Annotated in this window: 26 protein-coding genes; 12 read left to right on the top strand and 14 right to left on the bottom strand. The window is 64.3% G+C overall.

Features of this window, described 5'->3' with window-relative positions; translation table 11 throughout:
* Positions 1-49: 49 nt before the first annotated feature.
* Positions 50-1,378 carry an MFS transporter gene (locus SADO_RS12250; protein ID WP_353111753.1) on the bottom strand — a complete coding sequence of 443 codons (1,329 nt, stop codon included), beginning with the start codon at positions 1,376-1,378 and terminating at the stop codon, positions 50-52.
* Positions 1,379-1,480: 102 nt separating this feature from the next.
* Positions 1,481-1,840 carry a DUF427 domain-containing protein gene (locus SADO_RS12245; RefSeq protein ID WP_353111751.1) on the bottom strand — a complete coding sequence of 120 codons (360 nt, stop codon included), beginning with the start codon at positions 1,838-1,840 and terminating at the stop codon, positions 1,481-1,483.
* A gap of 258 nt (positions 1,841-2,098) precedes the next feature.
* On the opposite strand from SADO_RS12245, the gene SADO_RS12240 reads away from it, so the two are divergent.
* Positions 2,099-3,730, top strand: a complete 1,632-nt coding sequence (locus SADO_RS12240; RefSeq protein ID WP_353111749.1) for a dihydroxyacetone kinase subunit DhaK — start codon at positions 2,099-2,101, stop codon at positions 3,728-3,730.
* Positions 3,731-3,743: 13 nt separating this feature from the next.
* Here the strand turns inward: SADO_RS12240 and SADO_RS12235 are convergent, their stop codons facing one another.
* From SADO_RS12235 to SADO_RS12220, 4 genes are all read right to left on the bottom strand, one after another.
* Positions 3,744-4,355, bottom strand: coding sequence for a 2-hydroxychromene-2-carboxylate isomerase (locus tag SADO_RS12235; protein WP_353111747.1), 612 nt, complete (start codon positions 4,353-4,355; stop codon positions 3,744-3,746).
* An 8-nt stretch (positions 4,356-4,363) separates the two neighbouring features.
* Positions 4,364-5,092: an SDR family oxidoreductase gene (locus SADO_RS12230; RefSeq protein ID WP_353111745.1), complete on the bottom strand. Its 729-nt coding sequence runs from the start codon at positions 5,090-5,092 to the stop codon at positions 4,364-4,366.
* Positions 5,089-5,619 (bottom strand): PaaI family thioesterase, encoded by a 531-nt coding sequence (locus SADO_RS12225; RefSeq protein ID WP_353111743.1) that lies wholly within the window; start codon positions 5,617-5,619, stop codon positions 5,089-5,091. Before SADO_RS12225 ends, SADO_RS12230 begins: the two co-directional genes overlap by 4 nt.
* An 81-nt stretch (positions 5,620-5,700) precedes the next feature.
* Positions 5,701-6,186 carry a DUF6314 family protein gene (locus tag SADO_RS12220; protein WP_353111741.1) on the bottom strand — a complete coding sequence of 162 codons (486 nt, stop codon included), beginning with the start codon at positions 6,184-6,186 and terminating at the stop codon, positions 5,701-5,703.
* On the opposite strand from SADO_RS12220, the gene SADO_RS12215 reads away from it, so the two are divergent.
* Positions 6,185-7,084, top strand: coding sequence for an EamA/DMT transporter family protein (locus tag SADO_RS12215; RefSeq protein ID WP_353111739.1), 900 nt, complete (start codon positions 6,185-6,187; stop codon positions 7,082-7,084). The two genes, SADO_RS12220 and SADO_RS12215, sit on opposite strands and share 2 nt — an antisense overlap.
* On the opposite strand, the gene SADO_RS12210 is transcribed toward SADO_RS12215, so the two are convergent.
* Positions 7,042-7,524, bottom strand: coding sequence for a MarR family winged helix-turn-helix transcriptional regulator (locus tag SADO_RS12210; protein WP_353111737.1), 483 nt, complete (start codon positions 7,522-7,524; stop codon positions 7,042-7,044). The two genes, SADO_RS12215 and SADO_RS12210, sit on opposite strands and share 43 nt — an antisense overlap.
* A gap of 129 nt (positions 7,525-7,653) precedes the next feature.
* Here SADO_RS12210 and SADO_RS12205 point away from each other — a divergent pair, with 129 nt between their 5' ends.
* Complete coding sequence (locus tag SADO_RS12205; protein ID WP_353111735.1) at positions 7,654-8,964, top strand: short-chain fatty acid transporter; 1,311 nt, start codon at positions 7,654-7,656, stop codon at positions 8,962-8,964.
* Here the strand turns inward: SADO_RS12205 and SADO_RS12200 are convergent.
* Positions 8,959-10,077, bottom strand: a complete 1,119-nt coding sequence (locus SADO_RS12200) for a hypothetical protein (protein ID WP_353111733.1) — start codon at positions 10,075-10,077, stop codon at positions 8,959-8,961. The genes SADO_RS12205 and SADO_RS12200 overlap by 6 nt on opposite strands.
* A gap of 237 nt (positions 10,078-10,314) precedes the next feature.
* On the opposite strand from SADO_RS12200, the gene SADO_RS12195 reads away from it, so the two are divergent.
* The 3 genes from SADO_RS12195 to SADO_RS12185 all read left to right on the top strand — a co-directional run bounded on the left by SADO_RS12195 (position 10,315) and on the right by SADO_RS12185 (position 12,490).
* Positions 10,315-11,319, top strand: coding sequence for a zinc-dependent alcohol dehydrogenase family protein (locus SADO_RS12195; protein WP_353111731.1), 1,005 nt, complete (start codon positions 10,315-10,317; stop codon positions 11,317-11,319).
* Between the two features lie 15 nt (positions 11,320-11,334).
* The gene (locus SADO_RS12190; protein ID WP_353111729.1) at positions 11,335-11,877 is read left to right on the top strand and encodes an asparaginase; all 543 of its coding nucleotides are present in this window, start codon (positions 11,335-11,337) and stop codon (positions 11,875-11,877) included.
* A 199-nt stretch (positions 11,878-12,076) separates the two neighbouring features.
* A complete protein-coding gene (locus SADO_RS12185; RefSeq protein WP_353111728.1) occupies positions 12,077-12,490 on the top strand; it encodes a DoxX family protein in 414 nt (137 codons plus the stop codon).
* 467 nt (positions 12,491-12,957) lie between these two features.
* On the opposite strand, the gene SADO_RS17210 is transcribed toward SADO_RS12185, so the two are convergent.
* Positions 12,958-13,047: a DUF7218 family protein gene (locus SADO_RS17210; RefSeq protein WP_434547904.1), complete on the bottom strand. Its 90-nt coding sequence runs from the start codon at positions 13,045-13,047 to the stop codon at positions 12,958-12,960.
* Between the two features lie 87 nt (positions 13,048-13,134).
* Between SADO_RS17210 and SADO_RS12180 the strand changes: the two genes are divergently transcribed.
* Positions 13,135-13,914, top strand: a complete 780-nt coding sequence (locus SADO_RS12180) for a metallophosphoesterase (protein ID WP_353111726.1) — start codon at positions 13,135-13,137, stop codon at positions 13,912-13,914.
* Between the two features lie 16 nt (positions 13,915-13,930).
* On the opposite strand, the gene SADO_RS12175 is transcribed toward SADO_RS12180, so the two are convergent.
* The 4 genes from SADO_RS12175 to SADO_RS12160 form a co-directional block, all read right to left on the bottom strand.
* Entirely contained in the window at positions 13,931-15,184 is a 1,254-nt protein-coding gene (locus SADO_RS12175; RefSeq protein ID WP_353111724.1) for a lipase family protein, read from the bottom strand.
* A 141-nt stretch (positions 15,185-15,325) separates the two neighbouring features.
* Positions 15,326-16,036 (bottom strand): GntR family transcriptional regulator, encoded by a 711-nt coding sequence (locus tag SADO_RS12170; RefSeq protein ID WP_353111722.1) that lies wholly within the window; start codon positions 16,034-16,036, stop codon positions 15,326-15,328.
* A complete protein-coding gene (gene atzF / locus SADO_RS12165) occupies positions 16,029-17,849 on the bottom strand; it encodes an allophanate hydrolase (RefSeq protein ID WP_353111720.1) in 1,821 nt (606 codons plus the stop codon). Before atzF ends, SADO_RS12170 begins: the two co-directional genes overlap by 8 nt.
* Positions 17,850-18,073: 224 nt before the next feature.
* Positions 18,074-18,535: a flavodoxin family protein gene (locus SADO_RS12160; RefSeq protein ID WP_353111718.1), complete on the bottom strand. Its 462-nt coding sequence runs from the start codon at positions 18,533-18,535 to the stop codon at positions 18,074-18,076.
* A gap of 198 nt (positions 18,536-18,733) precedes the next feature.
* On the opposite strand from SADO_RS12160, the gene SADO_RS12155 reads away from it, so the two are divergent.
* From SADO_RS12155 to SADO_RS12135, 5 genes are all read left to right on the top strand, one after another.
* Positions 18,734-19,651 carry a LysR family transcriptional regulator gene (locus SADO_RS12155; protein ID WP_353111716.1) on the top strand — a complete coding sequence of 306 codons (918 nt, stop codon included), beginning with the start codon at positions 18,734-18,736 and terminating at the stop codon, positions 19,649-19,651.
* A 153-nt stretch (positions 19,652-19,804) separates the two neighbouring features.
* Positions 19,805-20,572: an SDR family NAD(P)-dependent oxidoreductase gene (locus SADO_RS12150; protein ID WP_353111714.1), complete on the top strand. Its 768-nt coding sequence runs from the start codon at positions 19,805-19,807 to the stop codon at positions 20,570-20,572.
* A gap of 9 nt (positions 20,573-20,581) precedes the next feature.
* Positions 20,582-21,778 carry an acyl-CoA dehydrogenase family protein gene (locus tag SADO_RS12145; protein WP_353111712.1) on the top strand — a complete coding sequence of 399 codons (1,197 nt, stop codon included), beginning with the start codon at positions 20,582-20,584 and terminating at the stop codon, positions 21,776-21,778.
* A gap of 88 nt (positions 21,779-21,866) precedes the next feature.
* Positions 21,867-23,477, top strand: a complete 1,611-nt coding sequence (locus tag SADO_RS12140; RefSeq protein ID WP_353111710.1) for a long-chain-fatty-acid--CoA ligase — start codon at positions 21,867-21,869, stop codon at positions 23,475-23,477.
* Positions 23,478-23,678: 201 nt separating this feature from the next.
* Positions 23,679-24,215, top strand: a complete 537-nt coding sequence (locus SADO_RS12135) for a hypothetical protein (RefSeq protein ID WP_353111708.1) — start codon at positions 23,679-23,681, stop codon at positions 24,213-24,215.
* A 38-nt stretch (positions 24,216-24,253) separates the two neighbouring features.
* Here the strand turns inward: SADO_RS12135 and SADO_RS12130 are convergent, their stop codons facing one another.
* Positions 24,254-25,012, bottom strand: coding sequence for a TetR/AcrR family transcriptional regulator (locus tag SADO_RS12130; RefSeq protein WP_353111706.1), 759 nt, complete (start codon positions 25,010-25,012; stop codon positions 24,254-24,256).
* Between the last annotated feature and the right edge of the window lie 32 nt (positions 25,013-25,044).

The following is a 25,044-nucleotide window of genomic DNA, read 5'->3' as shown; positions in this document are numbered from 1 at the left end:
ATGTGCTTTGGTTTAGGCAGTTGGCCGCACGGCTTCTCCACGTATCGAGCTAACGGCCGCGGGTCGCCGCATGGGCTCGTCCGGCGGCGCCGAGCACCGTCCGGCCGATGCGCAGTCCGGCCATGCCCGGACTTTCGCGGCGACCTTCGAACGACTCGTTGCGCGGATCCAGTTCATAAAGCCAGTGACCGCCATGGGGCGAGGTGGTGTAGTAATCCACCCGTTCGTCCTCCGGCACGTCCGGGCGCCGCTGCAAGCGATAGAGCAGATAGATGCCCAGCACGGCCAAGAAGGCCGTATTGGTATAGAACAGGCCGTTCGGCCCGAATTCGTCCATGGCCGTGGCGGCTACCACGGGGCCGATGCAGCTGCCGATACCGTAGGCCAGCAGCAGCGTGGTGCTTGCCGCCGTGATCTGGTGGGTGGGCATCTGGTCGTTGGTGATCGCCACCGATACCGGGTACAACGCCGCCGATAGCCCCATGTAGAGGCCCACCACGCCGATCAGCACGAGCGCGTTGGTGCCACCTACAAATGGAATCGCCGCACTCGTGGCGGCTGCGATCGTAAGCACCACGATGAGCACGCGGCGCCGGTTGAAGCGATCGCACAGGCGACCGATCGGCCAGGCCAGAATCATTGCGCCCACGATCGCGCTGGCCATGAACAGCGATACGCGATCGGTGGACAGACCGACCCGGTCGGCATACACCGGCGCCATGGCATAGAAGGCATTGACCAGCAGGCCGGCCACAAGCGATGCAATCACGCCGACCGGTGAGATCTTGTAGAGCGCGCGCAGCGACAGCCGTTCGGCGCCTTCCACCACCGGCGCGTGCATGCGGGTAAGCGACAGCGGGATCACGGCCAGCGTGACCAACATCGCCGCCAGCGTGTAGGGGAACATGGTCTGCGGCGCGCCAACATTGATCAGCAGCTGGCCCGACGCGGTCGAGAGGAAGAACACGATCTGGTAGACCGCGAACAGGCGCGCGCGGTTGGCATTGGTCGCGCGGCTGGAGAACCAGCTCTCCATCACGATCATCAAACCCGCCATGGCAAAGCCGCCGAAGGCACGCAGGGCGGCCCACAGCGGCGCGTTCACCGCGAGCGGATAGATCTGGATGGTGACCGCCAGCGCGGTGGCGAACACCGCGAACGCACGGATATGGCCGACCCGTTCGACCACGCGTTCGGCAAACACGGTGCCGCCCACGAAACCGACCGAATAGCACACCAGAATCCAGCCGATCAGACTGGTAGAGAAGCCTTCCACACTCAGACGCAGCCCGAGCAGCGTCATCAGAAAGGCATTGCCGCTCACCAGCAGCACGATGCTGGCAATGAGGGCGATCAGGGAAGTGGCCAGTCGTGTCATAGCAACACCGCAGGAAGAAAGAGAAAGAGGAAAGTTTTCGGGCGCCCGCATCGCGATACGGGCCGGGAATGATCTGAAAGAAGCGCTACCGTCGGGATCGCTTCAACAGTTTTCGAGATGCAGCCTGAGCCGGGGATGATCGAAAACGATGCGCCCGGCAATGGCCGCCATTTCGGGCAGCGGTTGCGGGTAGGACCACGCCGCATCTTCGAGTCGCTCGCCGTCGAACAGAATATGGAAGTAGGCCGCATCCCCCTTGTAGGGACAGTGCGTGCGTGTGGCGGATTCCACCAGGCTTCGAGCGGGTATCGCCGCGCTCGGCAGGTAATGGCGCGGCGGATAGCCGCGTTCTTCGAGTCGAATTGCGTCCGCGCAGTCCACGATTATGTGTTCACGCAAGCAGACGCGCACCCGTACGGCATCGGGAAACAGCGCGATACGATCGTTAATATGCGCCGACATGGCCGGTCCTTGCACGGATGATCATGTGGCCAACGCGGGGTCCAGGCGTCGTTGGCGGCCAGAGGCCGCATAGTCTGGCGTTTTTTGCGACCGATTCAAGCCTTGAAGCGCGAATTCAGATGAATTTTTCGCGACATCCTGATGCCGCGCGCACTTACACTAGCGCCATTGCGTGTGAGCGTTCCCGGGGATTGCGCTGATAGGCTTGCGGGCGCGGTGCCGCAGCGGGTCGGCGCCATGGCGACAAGGAGTCTGTTGATGGATTTTTTCTACAACGCGCCGGATCGGGTGGTCGACGAAGTGATCGACGGTCTGGCTCGTATCGCGCCGGTCGAACGCAGCGTCGAAACCCACGGCGTTCGGCTTGTGCTCGACCGTGACCGCAGCGAAGACCATGTGGCCGTGCTGTCCGGCGGCGGCGCCGGACACGAGCCTTCCCATGCCGGTTTTGTCGGGCGCGGCATGCTCACCGGCGCGATTGCCGGTGAACTATTCACGTCGCCCAGTGTGGAAGCCGTGCTCGCCGCGATCCGGGCCACTTGTGGCCCGGCCGGCTGTCTGCTGGTGATCAAGAACTACACCGGCGACCGGCTCAACTTCGGGCTCGCCGCCGAACGCGCGGCGCGCGAAGGCTACAAGGTGCGCAGCGTGATCGTCGCCGATGACGTCGCGCTGCCGGACGCCGGCCAGCAGCGTGGTCTGGCCGGCACCGTGCTCGTGCACAAGATCGCCGGCCACTACGCGGCTGAAGGTGCCGATCTCGATACCGTCGCTGACCACGCGCAGCGTGTCTGCGATTCGCTGTGCTCGCTCGCGCTGGCGCTTTCCAGCTGCACGTTGCCCGGCCATACCGTCGATCGGCGCGATCCGGAACTGGGGCTGGGGATTCACAACGAACCCGGCGTACGTGCGGTCGATCCGGGGGACGCCAACACGGCCGTACAACTCGTGCTTGAGCCGTTGCTGGAGGCCTTCGACGCACGCTTCGATCGCGATACGGAAATGGTGGTGCTGCTCAACAATCTTGGCGGCTGTTCGACCCAGGAAATGGGCGTATTGATGAACAGCCTGCTCGAGTCGATACCGGGCGAGCGCGTCGCCCGCGTGGTCGTACCGGCGCCGTTGATGACGTCGCTGGACATGCATGGCTTCTCCGTCACGCTGCTGCCCGCGGAGAAAGAGTTCATCGCCGCGCTAGAATCGCCGGTGCAAGCGATCGGTTGGCCGGGCCTGCGTTCGCCGAGCACGATCCAGACCTTTGAACCGAAACTCACCGATCACGACGATCGCGAGCCGGGCGAGCGCGACAGTGCACGCGAAACGCTGATCCAGGCCGTGGTCGCCACGCTCGTCGACGCAAAAGACGATCTCGACGCCCTGGATGCCAAGGTCGGCGACGGCGATACCGGCACCACCTTCGCGGCCGGCGTGCGTGCAGTGGCCCAGGCGTTGGATAATGGCACGGTGTCCAGCGGCGACGATGCCCGCATGGCGCACGAGATCGGCGACATCCTCGCCCGTGACATGGGCGGCTCCAGCGGCGTACTGCTATCGATCCTGTGCACGGCCACCGGCGCGGCGCTGGCCGACGGCGAATCATGGCCCGCGGCGTTGCATTACGGCGTGGAACGCATGCAGCACTACGGCGGCGCCGCGCGCGGTGATCGTACGCTGCTCGATGCGCTGATTCCGGCGATCGAAGCACTGGCCGACGGCGCCAGTCTGGCGAAGGCCGCCGAACAGGCCCGCGCGGGCGCCGACGAGACCCGCTCGATGACCCATGCAAACGCTGGCCGTTCGGCTTATGTGCGCGAAGAAGCGCTGCGCGACCTGACCGACCCGGGTGCTGAAGCCGTGGCTCGCGTATGGGAGCGATTGGCCGAGGGCTGAATGTTCTGGCGACTCAGTTCTTGGCTAGCGCGCGTTCGACGAAATCGAGCCGGTCCTGGCCGAAGAACAGCTCGCCGTCGACGATGAAGCTGGGGGCGCCGAAGATGCCACGGGCGACGGCGTCCTCGGTCGCCTCGCGTAGCGCGTCCTTCACCGCCGGATCGGCAACGCGTTCGGCGAGTTCATTCCAGTCGAAGCCCGCCGCGGTCAGGGTGGATTGCAGGGCGGCCGGATCACCGAGGTCGATGTTTTCGACCCACATCGCACGAAAGACGGTATGCACATAGGACGCGAAGCGATCGTCGTCGATGAGCGCCATCGCGACGCGCATCAGCGTGATGGTGTTGATGGGGAAGGCGTCATTGAACTTGAACTCGACGCCGTAGTGGTCGACGAAACGCTGCATGTCGACCAGCAGATGCTGGCGCTTGGGTGCGCATTCGGTCATGCCGGGCGCCTGGTTGTTCGTGGCTTTGAAGACCCCGCCGAGCAGCATCGGACGCCAGGCCAGCCGCGCGCCGGTGCGCGCCAGCAATGCCGGCAGCTGGGTATAGGCGAGATAGGCATTGGGGCTGCCAAAATCGAAGAAGAATTCGAGCGTCTTGTTAGTGGTCGGGTCGGCCATGGGTCTCTCTAGAAGTTTTCCATCCACGGTCTCAGATCGAGTTCGTGGGTCCAGGTGTCGCGCGGTTGGCAGTGCAGCTGCCAGTAGGCGTCGGCGATGTGGTCCGGGTCGAGAATCCCGGCCTTGTCCTTGAGCGCGTAGCGATCCGGGAAGTTGTCACGGATGAAGTCGGTATCGATCGCGCCGTCGATGATCGTATGCGCGACATGAATGCCTTCGGGGCCCAGTTCGCGCGCCATGCTCTGGGCCAGCGAGCGCAGGGCGAACTTCGCGCCGGAAAAAGCGGAGAAACCCGCGCCGCCGCGGATTGAGGCCGTCGCGCCGGTGAAGATCATCGTGCCGTGTTGGCGCGGGCGCATCACGCGCGCGGCCTCGCGACCGGTGAGAAAACCGGCGAAGGCCGACATCTCCCACACCTTTCGATAGACGCGCGCGGTGGTTTCGGTAATGCCGAAATACACGTTGCCGCCGATGTTGAATACCGCGACCTCGAGCGGCCCGACTTCGGCCTCGATGGTCTCGACCATGGCCACGACCTGATCCTCCTCGCGTGCGTCGCAGCCGAAGGCGCGGGCCTGGCCGCCGTCGGCTTCGATCTGCGCGACCAGCGGTTCGAGCCTGGCAGCGGTGCGGCGCGCGACACAGGCCACATAACCCTCACGCGCGAACCGGCGTGCGATCGCGCCGCCGGTAGCGTCGCCCGCGCCAACCACGAGGACTGCTTTTTGCGCGCTCATGCGGCGGCCTCCGTGTCGATGACAAGACAGGTGGTCGTGGCGTGCGCATAGAGCGTGTCGTCCGGGCCGACGAGTCGCGCCTCGGCGGTGGCGACGCGGCGCCCGCGATGGATCACCTCGCCGATTGCACGCACCCGCGAAACGCGGTCGGTGAGCGCGCGCACATAGTTCACCTTCAACTCCAGCGTCGTGTAGGACTGGCCGGCCTCGAGCGTGCTGTGCACCGCACAGCCGACGGCCGAATCGAGCAGGGCGGCGAACCAGCCACCGTGGACCGTGCCGAGCGGGTTGTAGTGATCCCGCGACGGCGCGCCCTGGAAAACAGCGCGGCCGTGGCTCACCTCGACGAGCCGGAAATCCAGCGTGCGGCCGATCGAGGCATTCAGGCCCGGGCCATCCAGCGCGCCCTGTAGCAGCTCGAGCCCGCTGCTATGCGCCGGATCGATTGCGGCTGCCTGGTTATTGGAGGCGGCCTGTGCCAGTCGGGATTCCACCGCCAACCAATCGTCGAGCCGATTTGCCTGCATGAGAGATTTCCTTAGGTATTTGCAGATACAAATACCAGTCGCCATACGCGTGGTCAATGCCGAGCGGGCGTTCGCCCGGCTTCAGGCGTGGTAGCGGTAGACCAGCGTCTCGTCCTTGCTCGGGCCGGTGATCGACCAGTGCAGTTCGAAGCCTTCGGTGGTCAACGACAAACGGGCGTCGTAGCGATCGGCGCCGCACAGATGTGCTTCGACCGTGGCCAGCTCGTCAGTGTCCGTTGCTGTCAGATCGAACAGCCACACCGCTGCATCGCGGCCGAAGCGCTCGTGCCAGAGCGACAGCCTGTCGCTGTGGTTCACCCAGCGGTAGACGTTGCGGAATGCCACCGGCGTGCCGGTCGTCTGCGGGGTGAAAAGGCCGTGCTCGTGCAGGCGGACACCGTCGGGATCGTGGCTGGATTCGATACGCGCCTCGCCGTGGCCCGCCCAGCCGGTGCGTGAGCGTGGCCCGGGCGTGGCCGTGAACACCAGATGCGCGAGGCGGGGCAGGCGCGACCAGACCTCTATAATCGGCGCGGCAGATTCTACGGACGGAACAGGACGGGGCATGGCGATTCTGGCGGGCGTGACCCTGCTGTGGGCATTTTCATTCAGCCTGATCGGCGTCTATATCTCGGGCCAGGTGGACAGCACGTTCGCGGTGCTCACGCGGATCACGCTGGCGCTGATGGTGTTCGCGCCCATGATGCGCTTTCGCGGGCTGGACTGGCGACTCGCTGCGGGCCTGATGGCGGTAGGCGCGGTCGAGCTGGGCCTGATGTATGTCTTCTTCTACCAGTCGTTTCTGTGGCTGTCCGTGCCCGAGGTGCTGCTGTTCACGATCCTCACCCCGGTCTATATCGCGCTGCTGGATGACGGCTTGGCGCGGCGCTTCAATCCGCGGTTTCTATTCGTGGCGCTGGGCGCGGTGGCCGGCGCGGCGGTGATCCGCTATCAGCCGGTCAGCGCGGATTACTGGCGCGGTTTTCTGATCGTGCAGGGCGCCAACCTGTGCTTCGCGGCGGGGCAGGTCGCCTATCGTCGCCTGGCCCCGGGGCTGCCGGCCGACGTGCCGCTATACGCGCTGTTCGGCTGGTTCTTTGCCGGCGCCTGGCCGCTGGCGCTGCTGTTGTTCTTCTGGCTCGGCGATGCCGGTCAGCTGCCAAGTAGCGCGACCCAGTGGGGCGTGCTGGCCTGGCTGGGTCTGGGGGCATCCGGGCTGGGTTATTACGCCTGGAATCACGGCGCGGCGCGTGTCGATCCGGGCACGCTCGCGGTGATGAACAACGCGCTGATTCCGGCCGGACTGGCGGTGAATCTGCTCATCTGGAATCGCGATGCCGACGTGGTGCGGCTCGTCGCGGGTGCCGCCATCATCGCGCTGGCGCTGCTGGTGAATACGCTCTGGGCGCGTCGGGGCGCGACTCAGGACGCGCGTGAGGCGGCGGCGTCCTCGACGTCGTCCTGATCCGGGTCATCCTCCAGCGCTTCGGTCAGCTCGTCGAGCAGCTGGTGCAGGCGCACGACCTCCGCCTCGCCGATACGGGCATTGAGAGATTGCTGAGCCTGTTTCCAGCAGCGCTTGGCCTCGTCGCGGCGCGCTATACCGGCGTCGGTGGCCTCGATCACGCGGCTTCGGCCGTCTTCGCCCACGCGCCGCACGATCCAGCCCTGGCGTTCGAGCGTGTCGAGCGTGCGGGTGAGGGTGGAGTTGTCCAGGCGCATGACGCGCGCCAGCTCGCCCGCGCGCAGCGGCCCGGCCGTCACCACCTGTGAAAGCAGCGAATACTGGGTGCCCTTGAGCCCGGCTTGGCCGAGGTAGTCGTCATAGTGACGCGCGACCACGCGGCCGAGCTGGCGCAGTTTGAAATTGGTGCAGCCCCGGGGGCGCGGTTGCTCGCTGTTCATGCGCTTATTGTGCGCCTGTCGACGTACTTGGCAAGCCGCGGGCTGCGCGTTCTTTGACCAATGTTCACTAACGTCGGCTCGCTTCCGGCGTTAGCGTAAGCGCGGTTTTCTAACGACGGCCCGAATCCCATGCTCCGAGTGCTCTCCCGTCCCGCTGTCCGCCTGGTCGAACGCTACCTGCCGGACCCATACATCTTCGTGCTGTTGCTGACGCTGGTCGCGGCGATCGCTGCGATGGTTGTCGAAGGCCAGACGCCGCAGGCGGTGATGCGCTACTGGGGTGACGGCTTCTGGGATCTGCTCAAGTTCTCGATGCAGATGCTGCTGGTGCTGGTGACCGGCTTCATGCTGGCCAGCTCGCCGCCGGTGCGGCGGCTGCTCGACGGTTTGGCGGGCCGGGTTTCGAGCGCGGGCGGGGCGATCGTGCTGGTTACCGTGGTTTCGATCATGGCCAGCTGGATCAACTGGGGTTTCGGGCTCGTTGTCGGCGCGCTTTTCGCCAAGGCACTGGCGCGCCAGATCCGGGTCGACTATCGCCTGCTGGTGGCCAGCGCCTATTCGGGCTTCGTGGTCTGGCACGGCGGGCTGGCCGGTTCCATCCCGCTCACCATTGCCACGCCCGAGCATTTCATGGCCGACAGCATCGGCGTGATCGGCACGAGTGACACGATCTTCGCGTTGTTCAATGTCGTGATCCTGGCGGTGCTGTTCGTGGTCATCCCGCTGGTCAATCGGTTGATGCTGCCGCCGGAGGACGAGAGCGTGATGGTCGACGCCGAGCAGCTGGCCGAACCCGAGCCGACGCCGGCGAACTTCGACCGGCCGGCGGCCTATCTGGAGCACAGCGCGATCCTCGCCTGGCTGGTGGGCTTCGCCGGGCTGTTCTTCCTCGCCGATCATTTCCTGCTGCAGGACGGCGGGCTGAACCTGAACGTGGTCAATTTCCTGTTCCTGTTTCTGGCGATCGTGCTGCATCGCACGCCGCGCGCGCTGCTCGACAGCCTCAACGAGGGCATCAAGGGTGGCGCCGGGATCGTGATTCAGTTTCCGTTCTATGCCGGCATCATGGCGATCATGGTCGATTCCGGGCTGGCGGAATCGCTGTCGCAGATGTTCGTGTCGATCGCCAGTGCCGACACGCTGGCGTTCTGGTCGTTCATCAGCGCGGGCGTGGTCAACGTGTTCGTGCCTTCCGGTGGCGGCCAGTGGGCGGTACAGGCGCCGGTGATGATTCCGGCCGCCCAGGAACTCGGCGCAGATATCCCGCGTATTGCCATGGCCGTGGCCTGGGGCGATGCGTGGACCAATCTGCTGCAGCCGTTCTGGGCGCTGCCGGTGCTCGCGATCGCCGGGCTCAAGGCCAAGGACATCATGGGTTTCTGTCTGGTCCAGCTGCTGATCACCGGCGTGATCATTGCCGTCGGGCTGACGGTTCTATAAATCCCGTTGCGGGCCGGGCTCGGCGGCCTTGTCGCCGCCGAGCCCGGACGTGCGTGCCGCGATCACCTGCAGGGCGCCGAGCCAGATCAGTGGCACGATCTCGATGAAGATGCGCTGCTCGACGATCCGCCCGACTACCAGCGCCACCGCGGCCAGTGGCAGCGCGAAGCCAATCAGGAGACCGGCCAGGCGCCGGTCGAGAAAACGCCGCCATAGCAGCAGCGGTATGTACAGCGCGGCCGAGAAGCGAGCGAGATAGGTGATCGTATAGAGCGGGTTCGCGAGTGCTTCGAGGTTGTAGCCGAGGTGATACTCGTAGGGCGTGTGCGCGAGCCGTGCATTCGGGTTGACGTTGTCTGCGAACAGTTCGGTCAGCGGTAGCTGGATGGCGAGAAACACCATCCCCTGAAGTGCCAGCAGCCCCAGACAGCGCCGCGCGCCGACCACCGGCCACATCACCAGCAGAAAGGCGGGCAGCAGGAACACGGTGGTCTCGCGGTTGACCGTCGCGACTGCAAAGACCGCTAAATAGGCCGCATAGCGGCGCGCGGTCGGTTGTGCGGCGAGCTGCGCCATGAGTAACACGAGCGCAAGTGTGAACATCGCCGCCGGCAGGTCGTAGACGTAGTAGAAAATCGGCCGCGGCGTCCAACCGCCGACGTCGAGCAGGTCGTGATCGGCGCTGAATGCGCCTGCCATCTGCAGGTCCGGCGCGACCAGGTGCAGCAGCATCGGCACCAGCACGGTGAAGGCGAGCAGGCGCCGCACCGGCTCGCTGCGCCCGATCTCGAACACCACGAGTGCGCGGTAGGCCAGGCCGATCAAAAGCATCCAGGCGATGACTTCCAGCAGCCCGAACAACAGGGTTTCGCCGATCGGCGCGAACTGCTGGATGCCGGCCGCCATTGCCGGCAGCAATACCCGATGCTGGAAGGGCTCGATCGCTTGGAAGTTGACCAGCTGCTCGAAGGTCGTCAGCCGGAACGGTTGTGTCGTGGTCAGCCGCAGGCAGCTCAGAAAAACTGCCAAGAAAAGACAGGCCAGCCACCAGGCGCAGCGTTCGGCCGCGGTAGCGCGGTAGGCGTTGGGGGGTGACAACAGCTTGGGCGGCATTCCGGACCTCGGGCAGAACAGGGCGTGAACGGGTCCGTGTCGCCGTATTGACGTCGTATGTCGGGCCCTGCGGTCCGCCCCTCGTTTGCCGGTCCGCGCGCTGACAAGTTAGCAGATTGCGCTGGCGTGTCGCCGGATTACTATCGGGTGCGGGCACATGAACTGCTATCGTCTTTTGCCCTTGATTGAATCAGCCATGCCGCCGCCGAATTCGGCCTGGCTTGCAGGAGACAACAAATGAAAGCTGCCGTGCTGCGCGCCCCGGGTGGGCTGGAGCGTATCGAGATCGTCGAGCGCGACGTGGTCCAGCCGCGCGCCGGCGAAGTCTGTGTGCGGATACATGCCAGCTCGCTGAATTTCCACGACTATGCAGTGGTCAACGGCAGCATCCCGACTGAAGACGGGCGCGTGCTGATGTCCGATGGCGCGGGCGAGGTGGTCGAAGTCGGTGAAGGCGTGCACGAATTCGCGGCGGGCGATCACGTGGTATCCACCTTCTTCCCGAACTGGATCGACGGCGAAATCACCGCGGCGAAACGCGACGGCACGCCGGGCGACCGCGGCGAAGGGATGGCCGCCGAATACGTCACCGCGCCGGTGAACGCATTCACCCGCGCGCCGGCCGGCTACTCGCACGCGGAAAGCGCCACGCTGCCGTGTGCTGCGCTCACCGCCTGGCGGGCGCTCATGGTCGAGGCGCGGATCAAACCCGGCGATACCGTGCTCACCATGGGCACCGGCGGCGTCTCCATCTTCGCGCTGCAGTTTGCGCGCGCAGCCGGAGCGCGGGTGATCGCCACCTCCAGCTCCGAGGCCAAGCTCGAACGGCTGCAGGCGATGGGCGCGAGCGCCACCGTCAACTACGCCGAGGATCCGAAGTGGGGCAAGACGGTGCGCAAGCTCACCGATGGCCGCGGCGTGGATGCAGTGGTCGAGATCGGCGGGCCGGGCACGCTCGCGCAGTCGATTTCGGCCTGCCGCATGGGCGGGCATATCAGCCTGATCGGCGTGCTCACCGGCGTGGCCGGCGAAGTGCCCACCGCGGCGTTCTTCTATTCCAATCTGACCATGGCCGGCATCACGGTCGGCAGCCGCGCCCAGCAGCTGGACATGATTCGCGCGATCGAAGCCAATGGCATCGAGCCGGTGATCGACCGCAGCTTTGCGCTCGACGACATCGGCGATGCCTTTCGGCACCAGGAAGCAGGGCGCCATTTCGGCAAGATCGGTATCACCCTCTAGCTCAGGGACCAGACCATGACCGACGAAACCACGCCGGAGCGCTCGCCGTTCCGGATCACGCTGCTCGCCACCGGCGGCACGATCGAGAAAAGCTACGACGCCCATTCGGGCCAGCTCACGCTCGCCGTGCCGGTGATCGAACGTCTGCTGGAAGCGCTCGATCTGCCGGATTTCATCGTCCGAGTGGAACGGCTCATGGCCAAGGATTCGCTGGACATGACCGATGCCGACCGCGACGAGATCGTCGACGCGACCGCGGCCGTTCTGGCTGCCGGCAACACGGATGCGGTGCTGATCACCCACGGTACCGACACGTTGGCCGACACCGCTGCCTCCCTGACGGCGGCGCTGCCGTCGCCCGATTTGCCGGTGATACTCACCGGCGCGATGCGGCCCTATCGCGTGGCCGATAGCGACGCAGCCCAGAACGTCGCCCAGGCCTTGATGGCCGCACGCCTGCTCGCGCCGGGTGTGCATGCGGTGCTTCACGGGCGCGCGGTGCCCGGCGATCGCGTGGTAAAGGATTACGAACGGCTCACCATCGCGCCGCGGCGCTGAGAACGCCAGACGACGGTGCGCAGACCGACAGCGATCAGCGGCTGCGCCGCGTCCTGGAATCGAGGCGTGCCACGGCGGCCGGCCGGCATCGAGACGGGTCTGCTCGCGTGGCCGTGGCGACGCCGAGGTAGAAAACATGGCGCTAGCGCGTAGGCTATACGCAGAATCCTGATCCGCGACCGCTCGAGAGACCCGCCCCATGAGTCATGCCCTGTCGACCCATTCCCGAAGCCACCTGGTCGCGCTGCTTGGCATAGCTGCCTTCTTCTTTGGCGGCGGCATCGGGCATTTCATGTTCCCGGAATTCTTCGTGTCGATCGTGCCCGACTATATTCCGACGCCGGCGCTGATGGTGGCGATCAGTGGCATCTGCGAACTCGCCGGGTCGATTGCCATTCTCATGACCCGCACGCGCCGTATCGCGGGCTTCGGGTTGATGCTGCTGATCATCGCGGTATTTCCAGCCAACGTGTACATGGCGCAGAATCCCGAGCAGTTCACGACTTTCCCGCCGTGGCTGCTCTATGCGCGCCTGCCGCTGCAGCTCGTGCTCCTGATCTGGGTCGGTTTCGCGATGCGCCGCGCGCGCAGCGGCTACGGCGATTTCTACTAGGCCCGTCGCGCGGCCACGCTTGCTCAGTGCGAGCGTAGCGCCTTGATCAGCTTGTCCTTGTTCATCTCCGAACGCTGCGTGATGCCGATCTGCTGGGCCTTCTGGTACAGCGCCTCGACCGACCAGTCCTCGTAGCGGGGGTGCTTGCCGCCTTTTTCCCCTGCCTTCTGGCGCGAGGTGTTGGCAATGCGCGCGCCTTTTTCCGGGGAACCTCTGGTGGAATCCTCGCGGATCGCGTTCGAGTCCCAAAAGCTGTCGATACAAGGCGCGTGGCGCAGCGTCCGGGTGATTTCCGGACCAAGCCACGCAACGCCGTAGCGGCGGCTTTTGGGCCGAACCGCTTAGCGGCCGGGACTTTGCGCGCGTCTGGACGGCGTCATTCGTCGTTTGCGTGCAATCAGCACGCTGCTCTCCTCATTCCTTGCCAGCCACGCGCAAAGCACGCCGGCGCGACCGCGGGGATTCCGTCAGAGGTTCCCTCCCATGCCTTCGTCGCGCAGGGCCTCGTACTGTGCTTCGTCCTTGATGCTGGAGCGGCTTTCGTCGTCGCCGGCCATGGTCGATTCTCCTGACTTGCCAAACGACCGAATTCTGTCACCGTCGAGAGCTTGTCCAAGCCGTAAAAATACCGAGGGCGTGCCCGTATGGCCGATCTCATCCAGACCTTCGCCGCCAACACTGCCGGCCGCGATTTCGTCGTCGGCGATATCCACGGTTGTTTCCAGATGCTGGATGCGCTGCTCGAACGGATCGAGTTCGACCGTGGCTGCGATCGGCTGTTCTCGGTCGGTGACCTGATCGACCGGGGCCCGCAAAGCGAGCGCGCGGCCGAGTTCATCGATGCGCCCTGGTTTCATGCCGTGCGGGGCAATCACGAACAGATGATGCTCGAGGCCGTAGCCGAGGGCGGCGATGCGCAGTGGCTCTGGCAGATGAACGGCGGCGAATGGTTCAAGGCCGTGCCGGAGGCGCAGCGCGAGCCGCTGGTACAGCGTATGGCGGCGTTGCCGTATGCGCTGGAAGTGCGTATCGACGATCGCGCGCGTGCCGGACTGGTCCATGCGCAGATGCCGGCGATGTCCTGGCCGGCTCTGTGTGAGGCGTTACAGCGCGAGCCCATCAGCGAACGCCTGACCGGCACGCTGCTCTGGGAGCGCGACAGCGCCCACGAGATCGAACGCCGCCGCTCCGGCGCGCGCGCCTACATGCCGGTCGCGGTAGCGGGCGTGGACGTGATTTATTTTGGCCACACGCCCATGCCGAAACCACTGGCGAGCGCGAACACGCGTTGGCTCGATACCGGCGCCTTCATGGGCCGCACGCTGTCAATCGCCGAACTGGCGGTCGATGGACGAGTCTGGTCGGTGGGGCCGAACCACAAGTTGGTGGGCGACGGCTGGCAGTGGCTCGATGGCGTGACCTGAGAACCTGTTACGAGATCTATTGGTGGTCGCGTAGCGCTGCACAGTCATCGACAGGCGGCTTGCCATCGAAGCGTGCGTCGAGATAGCGCACGGCGCTGGAGGCTTGTGTGAGCGCGGCGCTGATGTGTTCGCCGAGCGCCTGTCGGAAATCCACGGGTATGCCCATGTCGCAGTAGCGACGCGCGAGCTTGCGCGCATCGGCGCGTGGTGTGAGTTCGTCGAAGAAGGCGTGGTAGTAGTACAGCGGGGCGTCGAAGCCGCGCTGGCCCAATCGGTTCTCCGCGATCACTTTCTGAACGGCCGGTACCGTGAGCAGGTTATCGACTGTGGTGTAGTCGCGCATGTTGTCGAAGGTGTAGCCCGACAGCAGCGGGTCTTTCACCCAGGCCATCTCCTGGCCGACACAGCTTGCGCCAATATCTTCGAACATTTCGCGACCCTCGGCATTGAGCAGAGCCTGGGTGTCGATCGTGTCGTAGGCGCGGGACAGCCCCACCACGGCGGCGAAGTACAGGCCTGCAAACAGGCCGCCGTCGATATGTTCGGCGGAGCTCGCCAGATCTGCCGGCGGCCCGCCCGCGGCGACGCCGATAAGAGGAATCTCCGGTGCATAGTCGGCCGCGATCTCGGCGGCCCAGAGGCTGGCAAAGGCGCCGCCGGAATAACCCCACAGCGCGACCGGGGTGTCGTCGTCGACCCACACCTCGGGCAACAGCGCGCGCGTGGCCCGGATGCCGTCGAGCACGCCCTGGCCGGAATTGCGACCGGCCAGAAATTGCGCCTCGGGGCCCTCGTAATCGGGCAGCACCACGATCCAGCCGCGCCGCAGCGCCTTGTCCATGAGCATGTGCTCGACCATCGAGCCGGACAGGATTTCGTGCGAGGGCGCGCAGCGACGGGTCAGCGCATCGTAGGCGACCTGATACGACAGCAGCCGTGGCTTGGGCGCGTCGGGCACGAGAATGGTGGCCACGTTGGCCTGCGGAATGCCGTTCGTGTCGTTGCTGCGATAGGCGACTTGCCAGGCGCGCGCATTCACGCTGAAGAAGTAGTACGCCTCGGGTGCGATACGGCGATAGCGCATTACCGTTCCGGGCGGGGTCGCGGCCAGTTCCGCGGCGCTCGGCTGGGCGTGAAACGGATCGTTGGCCGGTTCTGTAAAGGGCGATTCGGGCTGCGGAAAATGTGCCGCCCCGTGAGCGACGGGCGGCGGCGGGATCGCGAAATCCGTCACTGGCGGCTGCCAGACACAGCCGGTCGTGAGCAGCATCGGCACGAGCAGACTGAAGACGATGAGGCGCAGAAAACACTCCGGCAGGGCAGGCGACGTGCGTCGCGGCTATCCCACCGAGATTACACGCTTGGTTGTCCCCGGCGCAGCGCTAGTGCGGCATCTGATGAGACGTGTGTATCAACCGTGTCCGCTGGCCAGCTCCGCCCGGGCTGCATAGAGCATGTGCAGGGTGATCTTTCGGACTTCGTTGCGGCTGGTCTCGATATGCGACTTGAGAAACCGCTGGGTTTGATCGATGCGCTTGCATGCGAGTGTGCGCAGAATCTCGCCGTGTTCGTCGTAGGTCGCGGCCACCCGCGATGGCTTGGTGAAATCCAGCCGACGGATGATGCGGATGCGTTCGGTCACGTCCTGATGAATGCGTGCCATCTCGCGGTTGCCGGCAGCGGCCACGAGCGTGGCGTGAAACTGCTCGTCGAGATGCCAGACGCGCCTGTTGTCGGTCAGCCGCTCCGCCTCGGGCACGAGCCAGACTTTCTGTAGCTCGGTCAGCGGCGCCGGCTCGCTGTCCATTTCGCAGATGCGGCGCACGGCCGCGTTCTCGAGCACCACGCGCACGTCGTAGAGCTGTTCGAACGTGTCGAAGTCGAACGGCCGGACCTGCCAGCCGCCTTTCGAGAGCATCTCCACATAGCCTTCGCGCTGCAGGCGAAACAGGGCCTCGCGTACCGGTGTGCGACTGGCGTCTACTCGCGCGGCGATCTCGTTTTCCGACAGGCGATCGCCGGGCATGAGCCTGAAATCGAAGATCTCCGTCTTGAGCCGGTCGTGTACGCGATCGGCCAGACTCGCGCGAGTCTGGCTGCGAGGCGTGTCAGGTTCAGGCACGAGCCGCTGCGTCTTGGTCGCCGATATAGGCCCGCCAGCCGCCGTAGGCGGTGACGTCGCGCGCCGTGTCCGCGGCCCAGCCTTCACAGATGAAACCCTTCACCTCGCGCCCGTCGGCGAGCGTGAGCGTGCCGATGCCCAGTGGTGCAGGGATGAGGGCAACAAACGATCCGAACGCGTCGATTGGCACGTCCCAGAGCTCGACCTGAATGGCCGCGCCCGTGTCGCCGCGAATCAGCCCAGGCTTGGGCGGCGTGGTGCCGGCTAGCGCGAGCAGGCGATATTCGGGGGCCGTCTCGGTTTGTTCGACGAACTGCGCGCCGCGTTCGGTGAGTTGCCAGTTCAGCGGCATGCCGCGCAGATGGGCGCCGACCACGGCGACACGGATCGTGTTCTCGTCCGGCGCGGCCGATTGGGCGGGCGTGAGCTCAGGTGCGCGACGCTCGCCGGTGCCCAGGGGCCAGGGGCGATGGCTCTGCCAGCGTGCGCCGAGGCCCGCGAGGCGGTCGTCATGCCAGGCCGGTGCGATCAGGGTGATGCCTGCTGGCAGGCCGTCGTCGCGAAATCCTCCGGGCAGGGCGAGCGCGCAGTAGTCGAGCAGGTTCACGAAGTTGGTATAGGTGCCGAGCCGGCTGTTGAGTTCGACCGGCTCGGCCGCGATCTCGGCCTGGCTGTAAATGCTCGGTGAGGTCGGCACCAGCAGCGCATCGGCGCCGTCGATCAGCGCATCGCAGGAACGCTTGAGTTCAGCCAGCCGGTACTGGGCCTGAAACGCGTCCACTGCACTGGGGTTCTTGCCTCCCGCGATGATGTCTGCGACGACAGGATCCGCCGCGCCCGGATGCGTATCGATGAATTCGCCGACCGCGGCATAGCGTTCGGCGACCCATGGCCCTTGGTAGAGCAGGGCGGCTGCGTCGTGAAATGGCGCGAAATCGAGCGGTACGATCTCGGCGCCGAGCGCGCGCCAATCCTCGATCGCGGCTTCGAATGAGGCTTGGGCTTGTGCGTCACCAAAGAACTGCGGTTCGGTCGGAACTGCGAGCCTGGGTATCGATGTGTCGCCGGCAACCGGGCGCTCGTGCTGCGGCTTGCGGCGCGCGTACGCATCTTCCGCGTCGAAGTCGACAAGTACGTCGCGCACGATATCGGCATCGCCGACGGTGAGCGCAAAGACCGAGACACAGTCGAGCGATTTGCATGCCGGCACCACGCCGCGCGTGCTGATCGCCCCGCAGGTGGCTTTCACTCCGACCAGATTGTTGAAGCCGGCCGGTACGCGTCCGGAGCCGGCGGTGTCGGTGCCGAGCGAAAAGGCGACCAGACCGCGTGCGACAACCGAAGCCGAGCCGGAGCTCGAGCCGCCACTGATGTAATCGTCGTTGAAAGCGTTCGGCACCGCGCCGTAGGGCGAGCGTGTCCCCACGAGGCCGGTCGCGAACTGGTCGAGATTGGTCTTGCCGAGCAGGACCGCCCCGGCGGCTTGCAGGCGTTCCACCGCATACGCCGATCGCTCGGCGGTATAGGCGTAGTCCGGGCATGCCGCGGTCGTGGGTAGCCCGGCCACGTCGATGTTGTCCTTGACCGCGAACGGGACGCCGTAGAGCGGCAGAGCTTTCGTGTCGCCGCCGGCAGCGTCGAGGCGCTGTTCGAGTGTTGCCAACTGGGCGTCGAGTTCCGCCGCGCTGACGATATGAATCCAGGCGGGGTCTTCGCTACTCAGGGTGTCGCGCAGGCTCCGCAGGGGTTCGCCCGGCGGCTGGCTGGAAGGGGCATGCTCGGCACGCCAGTCGGGGATCGTGGATATCGTCATGTCGCTGCATACAGGGATGTATACAAGCGGGTCTGCAACGGCTGTGCCAGACGAGAGTCAGGGCGACGACGGCGTCCGTAACTTATTGAGAGGAAGGCGTATCAGTAACGGTTGAAGCGGTGCGGGACGTTGAGCAGCGCTTGTTGAAGGGGCTGGCGCGAACGCTTTCAGGGCGCTCCGACCGTGCAATGCCCCACGATTGCTCGGCGCAGCTTGCCGGCGTTCTAGAACAGACCGCTATCGAGCCCGGCGGCGACGGTCAGGCCCAGTTCTTCGCACTGGTCCTCGAAGGCCGGGTCGTATGGGCCGTGGCATATCAGCGGTTCGCAGACGTTCTTCCAGCGCATCCCGCCGGTAATGCTTTCGATCGCTCGATGTGTGCCAGTGCCGTCGAGACCGGCGCGAACATAGAACGCGAACGGCAGGGCGTCGGTGTGGTCCAGGCAGTGGTAATAGCTGCGATCGAAGAAGTCCTTGAGCGCCCCGCTCATGTAGCCGAGGTTTTCCGGCGTACCCAGAATGACGGCGTCGGCTGAGAGCACGTCCTCCGGGCCGGCCTCCAGCGGTGCGATCCAGCGGCCTTCGATCTGCTCGATATCGGGATGGGCGATGCCACGCAGAACCGCGTCGCGCAGACGAGCGGTATTGGGGGACGGGGCATGGGCGATGACAACAATGCGGCGCATGCCAGCAGTCTGTCGATTCACCCGATCCTCGACAAGCGGGCGAGCGGCGGGCCGTAAGCACGAACAAATGGTCCGCCTGGCAAACAGCCTACCTATCGAGACAACGCAGGCCGACTGGCGCCTTTGTCGAGCGTCCGTGAGTTCGGCGTATCGTCGTTATACGTTTCGCCGATCGGGTGCGCCGGTTATATTCGCCGAATGAATGTTCGCGATATCGATCTGAACCTGCTGGTCTTCCTGGATGCTTTGCTACGCGAACGCAGCGTGACCAAGGCCGCGCTGGCTATGGATATCAGCCAGCCTGCGATGAGCAACGCCTTGCGTCGGCTGCGCAAGCTGCTGGGCGATCCGGTGCTGGTGCGTACGGCCAGCGGCATGCAGCCGACGGATCGCGCGCTCAAGCTGCAGCGGCCGGTCCGCAATGCGCTGGCCCAGCTCGAAACCGCGATCGCGCCGAACCGCGCCTTCGAGCCGGCGACTGCCGAGCGGCTGTTCACGGTGCTGATCACCGACTACGCCGCCTCCGTGCTCATGCCGCATGTCGTCAGCTCACTGGAGCGCGAGGCGCCGAACATTGCGCTCAATATTCTGGGTGCCGGCAGTGACGCGATCGATCAGATCGAGCGAGGCGAGGCGGATTTTCTGGTCAACCGCTTCGGCAAGCTGCCGGCCAACTTTCACCAGCACAAGCTGTGGAGTGACCGCATGGCCTGCCTGATCCGCAAGGATCACCCGGCGCTGGTCGAAGCCGACGGGGAACTCACGCTCGACGCCTTCCTGGCCCAGAAACATATCCTGATCACCCAGACCGGGGTCGGCCTGAGCCGGATCGACGAGGTGTTGGCCGACGCGGGCAAGTCGCGCCAGATCAGCGTCCTCACCCGCCATTACCAGCTACCGCGCGAGCTGGTCGCCAACAGCGACATGATCGTGGCGCTGCCGGCGCGTATTGCCCGTTACCAGGCGCGTCATCTCGGACTTGCCGTGCTCGATCCGCCGGTGGAATTGCCGGCTTTCGATATCGGCATCGCCTGGGGCGCGCTCGATCATCACGACGTGGCGCACCGGTGGCTGCGTGAGCGCATCATCGCCATCGCGCGTGAAACGCTGAGCTGAAACCGCCTGGTCGGTAGTGACTGCCTCGCTGTTTGCCCGTGCCGCGCACGGCATGGACCCGAGACTGGCCCTGTTCGATAGTGATCATCGACGAATGGCGCTGTTGTAAATTTCGAGCGCTCGCTATATTTTTCATCCGCAGGAGGAGAACCTATGACTGATCGATTCGATTTGACTGGCCGCGTGGCGCTGGTTACTGGCGCCGGCGGCGGCTTGGGCACGGGCTTCGCGACGGCGCTCGCCGAGGCGGGGGCGAAAGTCGTGCTCTGTGGTCGCCGCCAGGCGCCGCTGGACGACGTTGCCGAGACCATAAAAAAGGCCGGTGGCGAAGCAGCCGTGGTCACCATGGACGTCAGCGACGCGGGTTCCGTCGCCGCGGGTTTCGACAGCGCCGAGAGCGCATTCGGCACTGTGGATGTGGTTGTCTGCAATGCCGGCGTGGCCGCGGCGAGCTTCGCCATGGACATGGAAGAGGCCGACTGGCTCAAGACCATCGAGGTCAATCTCAACGGCTGCTGGCGCGTCGCCGTCGAATGCGGCCGGCGCCTGCGCGCTGCCGAAAAGCCCGGCAGCGTGATCAATATCAGCTCGATCCTGGGTCACCGGGTGGCGGCCGCCGTGGCGCCGTATGCGGCGTCCAAGGGCGCGCTGGAACAGCTCACCCGCAGCCTCGCGCTGGAATGGGCGCGCTACGGCATCCGCGTGAATGCGATCGCGCCCGGCTATATCGCGACCGATCTGAATCGCGACTTCTTCGAGACCGAACCGGGTAAGAAGATGATCAAGCGTATTCCGCAGAAACATTTGGGCGACGTGGACGACCTCGTCGGCGCGTTGCTGCTGCTGGCATCGGACGCCGGCCGTTACATGACGGGCAGCACCATCGCCGTCGACGGCGGCCACCTGCAGTCTTCACTTTAAGAGGCCGTCATGGATTTCACCCTCTCGCCCGAAATCGAAGAAACGCGGCAACAGATTCGTGCCTTTGTCGACGAGCAGATCATCCCGCTGGAAGCGGATGAGGCCAGCTACGACCACCACGAAAACATCGAGCCCGCGTTGCTCGCGCGCATGCAGGCCAAGGCGAAAGAAGCCGGCCTGTGGTCGTTGCAAATGCCGATCGCGCGCGGCGGTCGCGGCTTTTCCATCGTCGGCATGGCGGCTTGCTATGAAGAAATGAACCGCTCCATATTCGGGCCGGTGATCTTCAATTCCGCCGCGCCCGACGACGGCAACATGATCGTGCTGGAAAAGGTCGGCACCGAACAGCAGAAGGATTGGTTCCTGCAGCCGATCGTCGACGGCGACGTGCGTTCGGCCTTCGCCATGACCGAACCGCCGCCCGGCTGCGGTTCGGACCCGACCATGATGCAGACCACCGCCACGAAGGACGGCGACGACTGGGTCATCAACGGGCACAAGCACTACATCACTGGCGCGGGCGCGGCGAAGCACTTCATCTTGATTGCGCGCACCTCGGACGACACGCGCAAGGGGCTGACCGCCTTTCTGTTCCATGCGGACGATCCGGGCTGGGAGGTCATCCGACGCATCCCGATCATGGGCCCGGAGGAACACGGCGGGCACTGCGAGATTCGTTTCGACGGTCTGCGCATTCCCGACCGCAACCGGCTGATGGAGATCGGCGACGGCTTGAAGGTCACCCAGATTCGTTTAGGCACGGCACGACTGACCCACTGCATGCGCTGGCTGGGCCTGGCGCGGCGTTCGATGGAGATCGCGGCCGATTATGTCGCCAACCGGGAATCCTTCGGCATCCGGCTGGCCGATCGCGAAGGCGTACAGAACATGCTCGGCGAGGCCGCGATGGCGATCCAGACCGGTCGCCTGCTGACCATGCATGCCGCCTGGCAGCTCGACCAGGGCAGTTTTGCGCGCAAGGAAGTGTCCATGGCCAAGGTCAATGTCTCCGAGACGCTGCACAAGGCGGTCGATACCGCTATCCAGCTCAACGGCGCGCGCGGCTATTCCAAGGATACGGTGCTGGAATGGATCTATCGCTATGCACGCCAGGCGCGGCTGGTCGACGGCGCCTCGGAAGTGCACAAGATGGTGTTCTCGCGCACGCTCATGAGTGAGGGCACCGATTTCTGGCACTGGAACTGACAGGGCTTTAAGGCCAATGTCGGCCAAGCGCGCATAGAACGCGCGCCGACCAAAGCCGGCAATAAAAGGCCAGTAGGAGGAGAATAACGTGGCGCAGGCTGATTACGCGGCACTCGAACGCAACCCAGCGAACCATTCGCCGTTGACGCCGCTGAGCTTTCTGCGGCGCTCGGCGTATATCTATCCGGACAAGACGGCCGTCATCGACAGCGATATGCAGCTGTCGTATCGCGCGTTCGACGAACGCTGTCGACGCCTGGCCAGTTCGCTGGCCGACCGTGGCATCGGCACCGGCGATACGGTGGCCGTGATTTGCCGCAACACGCACGAGATGCTGGAAGCGCGCTACGCGATTCCGATGCTGGGTGCTGTGATGAACCCGATCAATACGCGTCTGGATGCCGGCGCGATCGGCTTCATTCTCGAGCACGGCGACGCTAAGCTGCTGATCTGCGATCACGCCTTCGGCAACGAAGTCGGCCCCGCATTGGAGCGTCTCGAGACGCCGCCGGACATGGTCGTGGTCTGCAGTCATCCGGGCGCGACCGGCGAGCTCTACGGCGAGCCGTATGAAGACCTGATCGAAGACGGCGATGCCGCGTTCGACTGGGACAAGATCGCCGATGAATGGGATGCGCTCACGCTGCTCTACACGTCCGGCACCACCGGTGATCCCAAGGGCGTGGTTTACCACCATCGCGGCGGCTATCTCGCGGCGATGAGCAACGCCATGGCGTTCAACATGACCGCCGACTCGGTCTACCTGTGGACGCTGCCCATGTTCCACTGCGACGGCTGGGGCTATGTGTGGTCGGTGACTGCCGCAGGAGCCACCCACGTCTGTCTCGATCGCATCGACGCCGAGCTCATCCACGAGCGTATCGAGACCCACGGCGTTACCCATATGTGCGGCGCGCCGATCGTGCTCAACACGCTGATCAGCGATTTCGACGCCCGCGGCATCACGCTCAGTTCACCGGCGATCTATGCGCTCGGCGGCGCGGCGCCGCCCGCCGCGGTGATCCGCAAGGCCAAGGACATCGGCTTCGATATCACCCATCTCTACGGGCTCACCGAAACCTACGGCCCGTCGGCGCTGTGTGTCTGGCAGCCGGAATGGGAAGGCCTGGACGTCGACGCGCTCGCCGCGCGCATGGCACGCCAGGGCGTGGCCAACTTCGCGATAGACGACTTTGCCGTGCTCAGCGTTGATGACGGCACGCCCGTGCCCTTCGACGGAGAGACGCTCGGCGAGATCTGTATTCGCGGCAACACGGTGATGAAGGGCTATCTCAAGAACCCGTCCAAGACCGACGAATCATTCGCCGACGGCTGGTTCCATTCCGGCGATCTCGCCGTCACCCATCCGGACGGCTATATCGAGATCAAGGACCGCGCCAAGGACATCATCATCTCCGGCGGCGAGAACATCTCCAGCCTCGAGATCGAAGACGTGCTCTACGGTCACGATGCCGTGGCCGAAGCCGCCGTCGTCGCCCAGCCGGACGAGAAGTGGGGCGAAATCCCCTGTGCCTTCGTCACCCTGCGCGCCGATGCGCGGGTTGAGGAAAGCGAGATCATCGACTTCTGCCGCGAACGCATGGCCCACTTCAAGGCGCCCAAGCGCGTCGTGTTTGGCGAGTTGCCGAAGACCGCGACGGGCAAGATTCGCAAGAATGTGTTGCGCGAGCAGATTTGACGGCGGGCCAAGGCTACGAAGATAAGTGCATTGAAGTTAAGGTTTCTTCGCGCGCCACGGTTGGACTGACATCTAAGACTAGTCGGCACTAGCGAACGAAAGTCGTGATAATTGCGACCGGGTTTAGGCTGTTTCAAAAAACGCAGTAGGGTAAGTTGCGCGAACGTGTAACGTTCTATAGCAACTGGATTTGGCACCGCTATGCTTCCGAACTTTCCAACTGACAATCTTTACAAGTTCATGGCGTTGAGTGGGACGGTGATAATTCTCTTTTCCGTTTATTATCCAATACATGTTGGTTTTGAAGCATTGGAAAAGGAAGTAACACTCGAGGAAGAAGGAAAAGTTCTGGATGCGCGAATAGACCAGCTGTATCGCGACTTAGAGTCCCAATTTCCCGGTGCACTCGCTAGAGATAGTGAAAAGAGAAAGTTTTTTGATCCAACTTTCGAACGTGAGGCTGCACGTGACAGGAATGATGCGCCGACTTCAGAAGGATTTGATGAGATGACTGTCGATGTATTAGATCAACTTGATCAGCTTCGGGAAGCGGACATTCGTTTGGAAGGGAAAATAATCCTCGTCCGGGAACTACGGCGTCACACTAATCGCGTTGAATGGTTGAGCTGGTTAACGCTTTTTATAGGCGCCGGCTTAGCTGGGCTTGGGTATACGCTTTGGTATACGCGAGTGCAACGGCCGCTGGATAACGACCTCCAAAAAGTTTCAGATAGGTAGCTGCATAAAACGCGTCGCCAATCTCACGAACTGGGTTTTCAATCTGTCGACGCTATTAAATACCCGTTCAGAACGTCGCGCATCGTCTCCGCATACGTCGTAACCGACGTTCCTTGGTCACGATACTTCCCTCGCTTGAGATACCAGTCCTGCAGCATCGCCTTGATCAGCGAGGCGAGCAGGCGGGCGTCGATATCGCGGAACACGCCGGCGTCGATGCCTTCGACGAGAATGTCGCGGTAGATGCTTTCGGTTTCGAGTTCGACGTTCACCGCATCACGCTTGCGGGATTCGGCCAGGTGCTTGGCTTCCATGTAGGAGAAGTAGAACCAGGGCCGCATCAGCTCGCTTAGGAACAGATGGCTCTTGATGGCGACGAAGAGTTTCTCGCGCGGTTCCGAGATGTCCTGGGTGAAGTCCAGCAGCGTGCGCTTGGTGAGCATGAAACCGTGGCTCTGGATCAGCCCGATCAGGTCGTCCTTGTTTCGGATATAGGCATAGAGCCCGCCCATGCTCAGGCCGGAGTCGTTGCAGAGGTCGCGCAGACTCATGGCCGAGAAGCCGGTGGTGTTGGCGAGTCGCAGGGTGGAGTCGATGATGCGCACGAGGTTCTTCACCGCGACGTGCTCTTTCTTGATCCGGATCATCTCGCGGTTCTGGCGATAGAGGGTGGTGCAGATGTCGGTTTTCGAAACGCTGACGATCTGCTTGAACTGCTCGAAATCCGGATCCATCGCACCCTCGCCCGGCTCGATTCGCGCGCGCGGCGCGGCCGGCTGTCCCTTGTCGCTATGCACGTTCGGGATTCTAACCCGTCAGGCGTTGATTA

This window comes from Salinisphaera dokdonensis CL-ES53 (assembly GCF_040361215.1).
Classification (GTDB): Bacteria; Pseudomonadota; Gammaproteobacteria; order Nevskiales; family Salinisphaeraceae; genus Salinisphaera; species Salinisphaera dokdonensis.
This window is presented reverse-complemented; position numbering and strand designations above follow the sequence as displayed.

What these genes read in the sequence shown, in the direction of transcription:
- SADO_RS12250 (WP_353111753.1), bottom strand. Translation starts at nt 1,378, where the DNA reads ATGACACGACTGGCCACTTCCCTGATCGCCCTCATTGCCAGCATCGTG.
- SADO_RS12245 (WP_353111751.1), bottom strand. Translation starts at nt 1,840, where the DNA reads ATGTCGGCGCATATTAACGATCGTATCGCGCTGTTTCCCGATGCCGTA.
- SADO_RS12240 (WP_353111749.1), top strand. Translation starts at nt 2,099, where the DNA reads ATGGATTTTTTCTACAACGCGCCGGATCGGGTGGTCGACGAAGTGATC.
- SADO_RS12235 (WP_353111747.1), bottom strand. Translation starts at nt 4,355, where the DNA reads ATGGCCGACCCGACCACTAACAAGACGCTCGAATTCTTCTTCGATTTT.
- SADO_RS12230 (WP_353111745.1), bottom strand. Translation starts at nt 5,092, where the DNA reads ATGAGCGCGCAAAAAGCAGTCCTCGTGGTTGGCGCGGGCGACGCTACC.
- SADO_RS12225 (WP_353111743.1), bottom strand. Translation starts at nt 5,619, where the DNA reads ATGCAGGCAAATCGGCTCGACGATTGGTTGGCGGTGGAATCCCGACTG.
- SADO_RS12215 (WP_353111739.1), top strand. Translation starts at nt 6,185, where the DNA reads ATGGCGATTCTGGCGGGCGTGACCCTGCTGTGGGCATTTTCATTCAGC.
- SADO_RS12220 (WP_353111741.1), bottom strand. Translation starts at nt 6,186, where the DNA reads ATGCCCCGTCCTGTTCCGTCCGTAGAATCTGCCGCGCCGATTATAGAG.
- SADO_RS12210 (WP_353111737.1), bottom strand. Translation starts at nt 7,524, where the DNA reads ATGAACAGCGAGCAACCGCGCCCCCGGGGCTGCACCAATTTCAAACTG.
- SADO_RS12205 (WP_353111735.1), top strand. Translation starts at nt 7,654, where the DNA reads ATGCTCCGAGTGCTCTCCCGTCCCGCTGTCCGCCTGGTCGAACGCTAC.
- SADO_RS12200 (WP_353111733.1), bottom strand. Translation starts at nt 10,077, where the DNA reads ATGCCGCCCAAGCTGTTGTCACCCCCCAACGCCTACCGCGCTACCGCG.
- SADO_RS12195 (WP_353111731.1), top strand. Translation starts at nt 10,315, where the DNA reads ATGAAAGCTGCCGTGCTGCGCGCCCCGGGTGGGCTGGAGCGTATCGAG.
- SADO_RS12190 (WP_353111729.1), top strand. Translation starts at nt 11,335, where the DNA reads ATGACCGACGAAACCACGCCGGAGCGCTCGCCGTTCCGGATCACGCTG.
- SADO_RS12185 (WP_353111728.1), top strand. Translation starts at nt 12,077, where the DNA reads ATGAGTCATGCCCTGTCGACCCATTCCCGAAGCCACCTGGTCGCGCTG.
- SADO_RS17210 (WP_434547904.1), bottom strand. Translation starts at nt 13,047, where the DNA reads ATGGCCGGCGACGACGAAAGCCGCTCCAGCATCAAGGACGAAGCACAG.
- SADO_RS12180 (WP_353111726.1), top strand. Translation starts at nt 13,135, where the DNA reads ATGGCCGATCTCATCCAGACCTTCGCCGCCAACACTGCCGGCCGCGAT.
- SADO_RS12175 (WP_353111724.1), bottom strand. Translation starts at nt 15,184, where the DNA reads ATGCTGCTCACGACCGGCTGTGTCTGGCAGCCGCCAGTGACGGATTTC.
- atzF (WP_353111720.1), bottom strand. Translation starts at nt 17,849, where the DNA reads ATGACGATATCCACGATCCCCGACTGGCGTGCCGAGCATGCCCCTTCC.
- SADO_RS12160 (WP_353111718.1), bottom strand. Translation starts at nt 18,535, where the DNA reads ATGCGCCGCATTGTTGTCATCGCCCATGCCCCGTCCCCCAATACCGCT.
- SADO_RS12155 (WP_353111716.1), top strand. Translation starts at nt 18,734, where the DNA reads ATGAATGTTCGCGATATCGATCTGAACCTGCTGGTCTTCCTGGATGCT.
- SADO_RS12150 (WP_353111714.1), top strand. Translation starts at nt 19,805, where the DNA reads ATGACTGATCGATTCGATTTGACTGGCCGCGTGGCGCTGGTTACTGGC.
- SADO_RS12145 (WP_353111712.1), top strand. Translation starts at nt 20,582, where the DNA reads ATGGATTTCACCCTCTCGCCCGAAATCGAAGAAACGCGGCAACAGATT.
- SADO_RS12135 (WP_353111708.1), top strand. Translation starts at nt 23,679, where the DNA reads ATGCTTCCGAACTTTCCAACTGACAATCTTTACAAGTTCATGGCGTTG.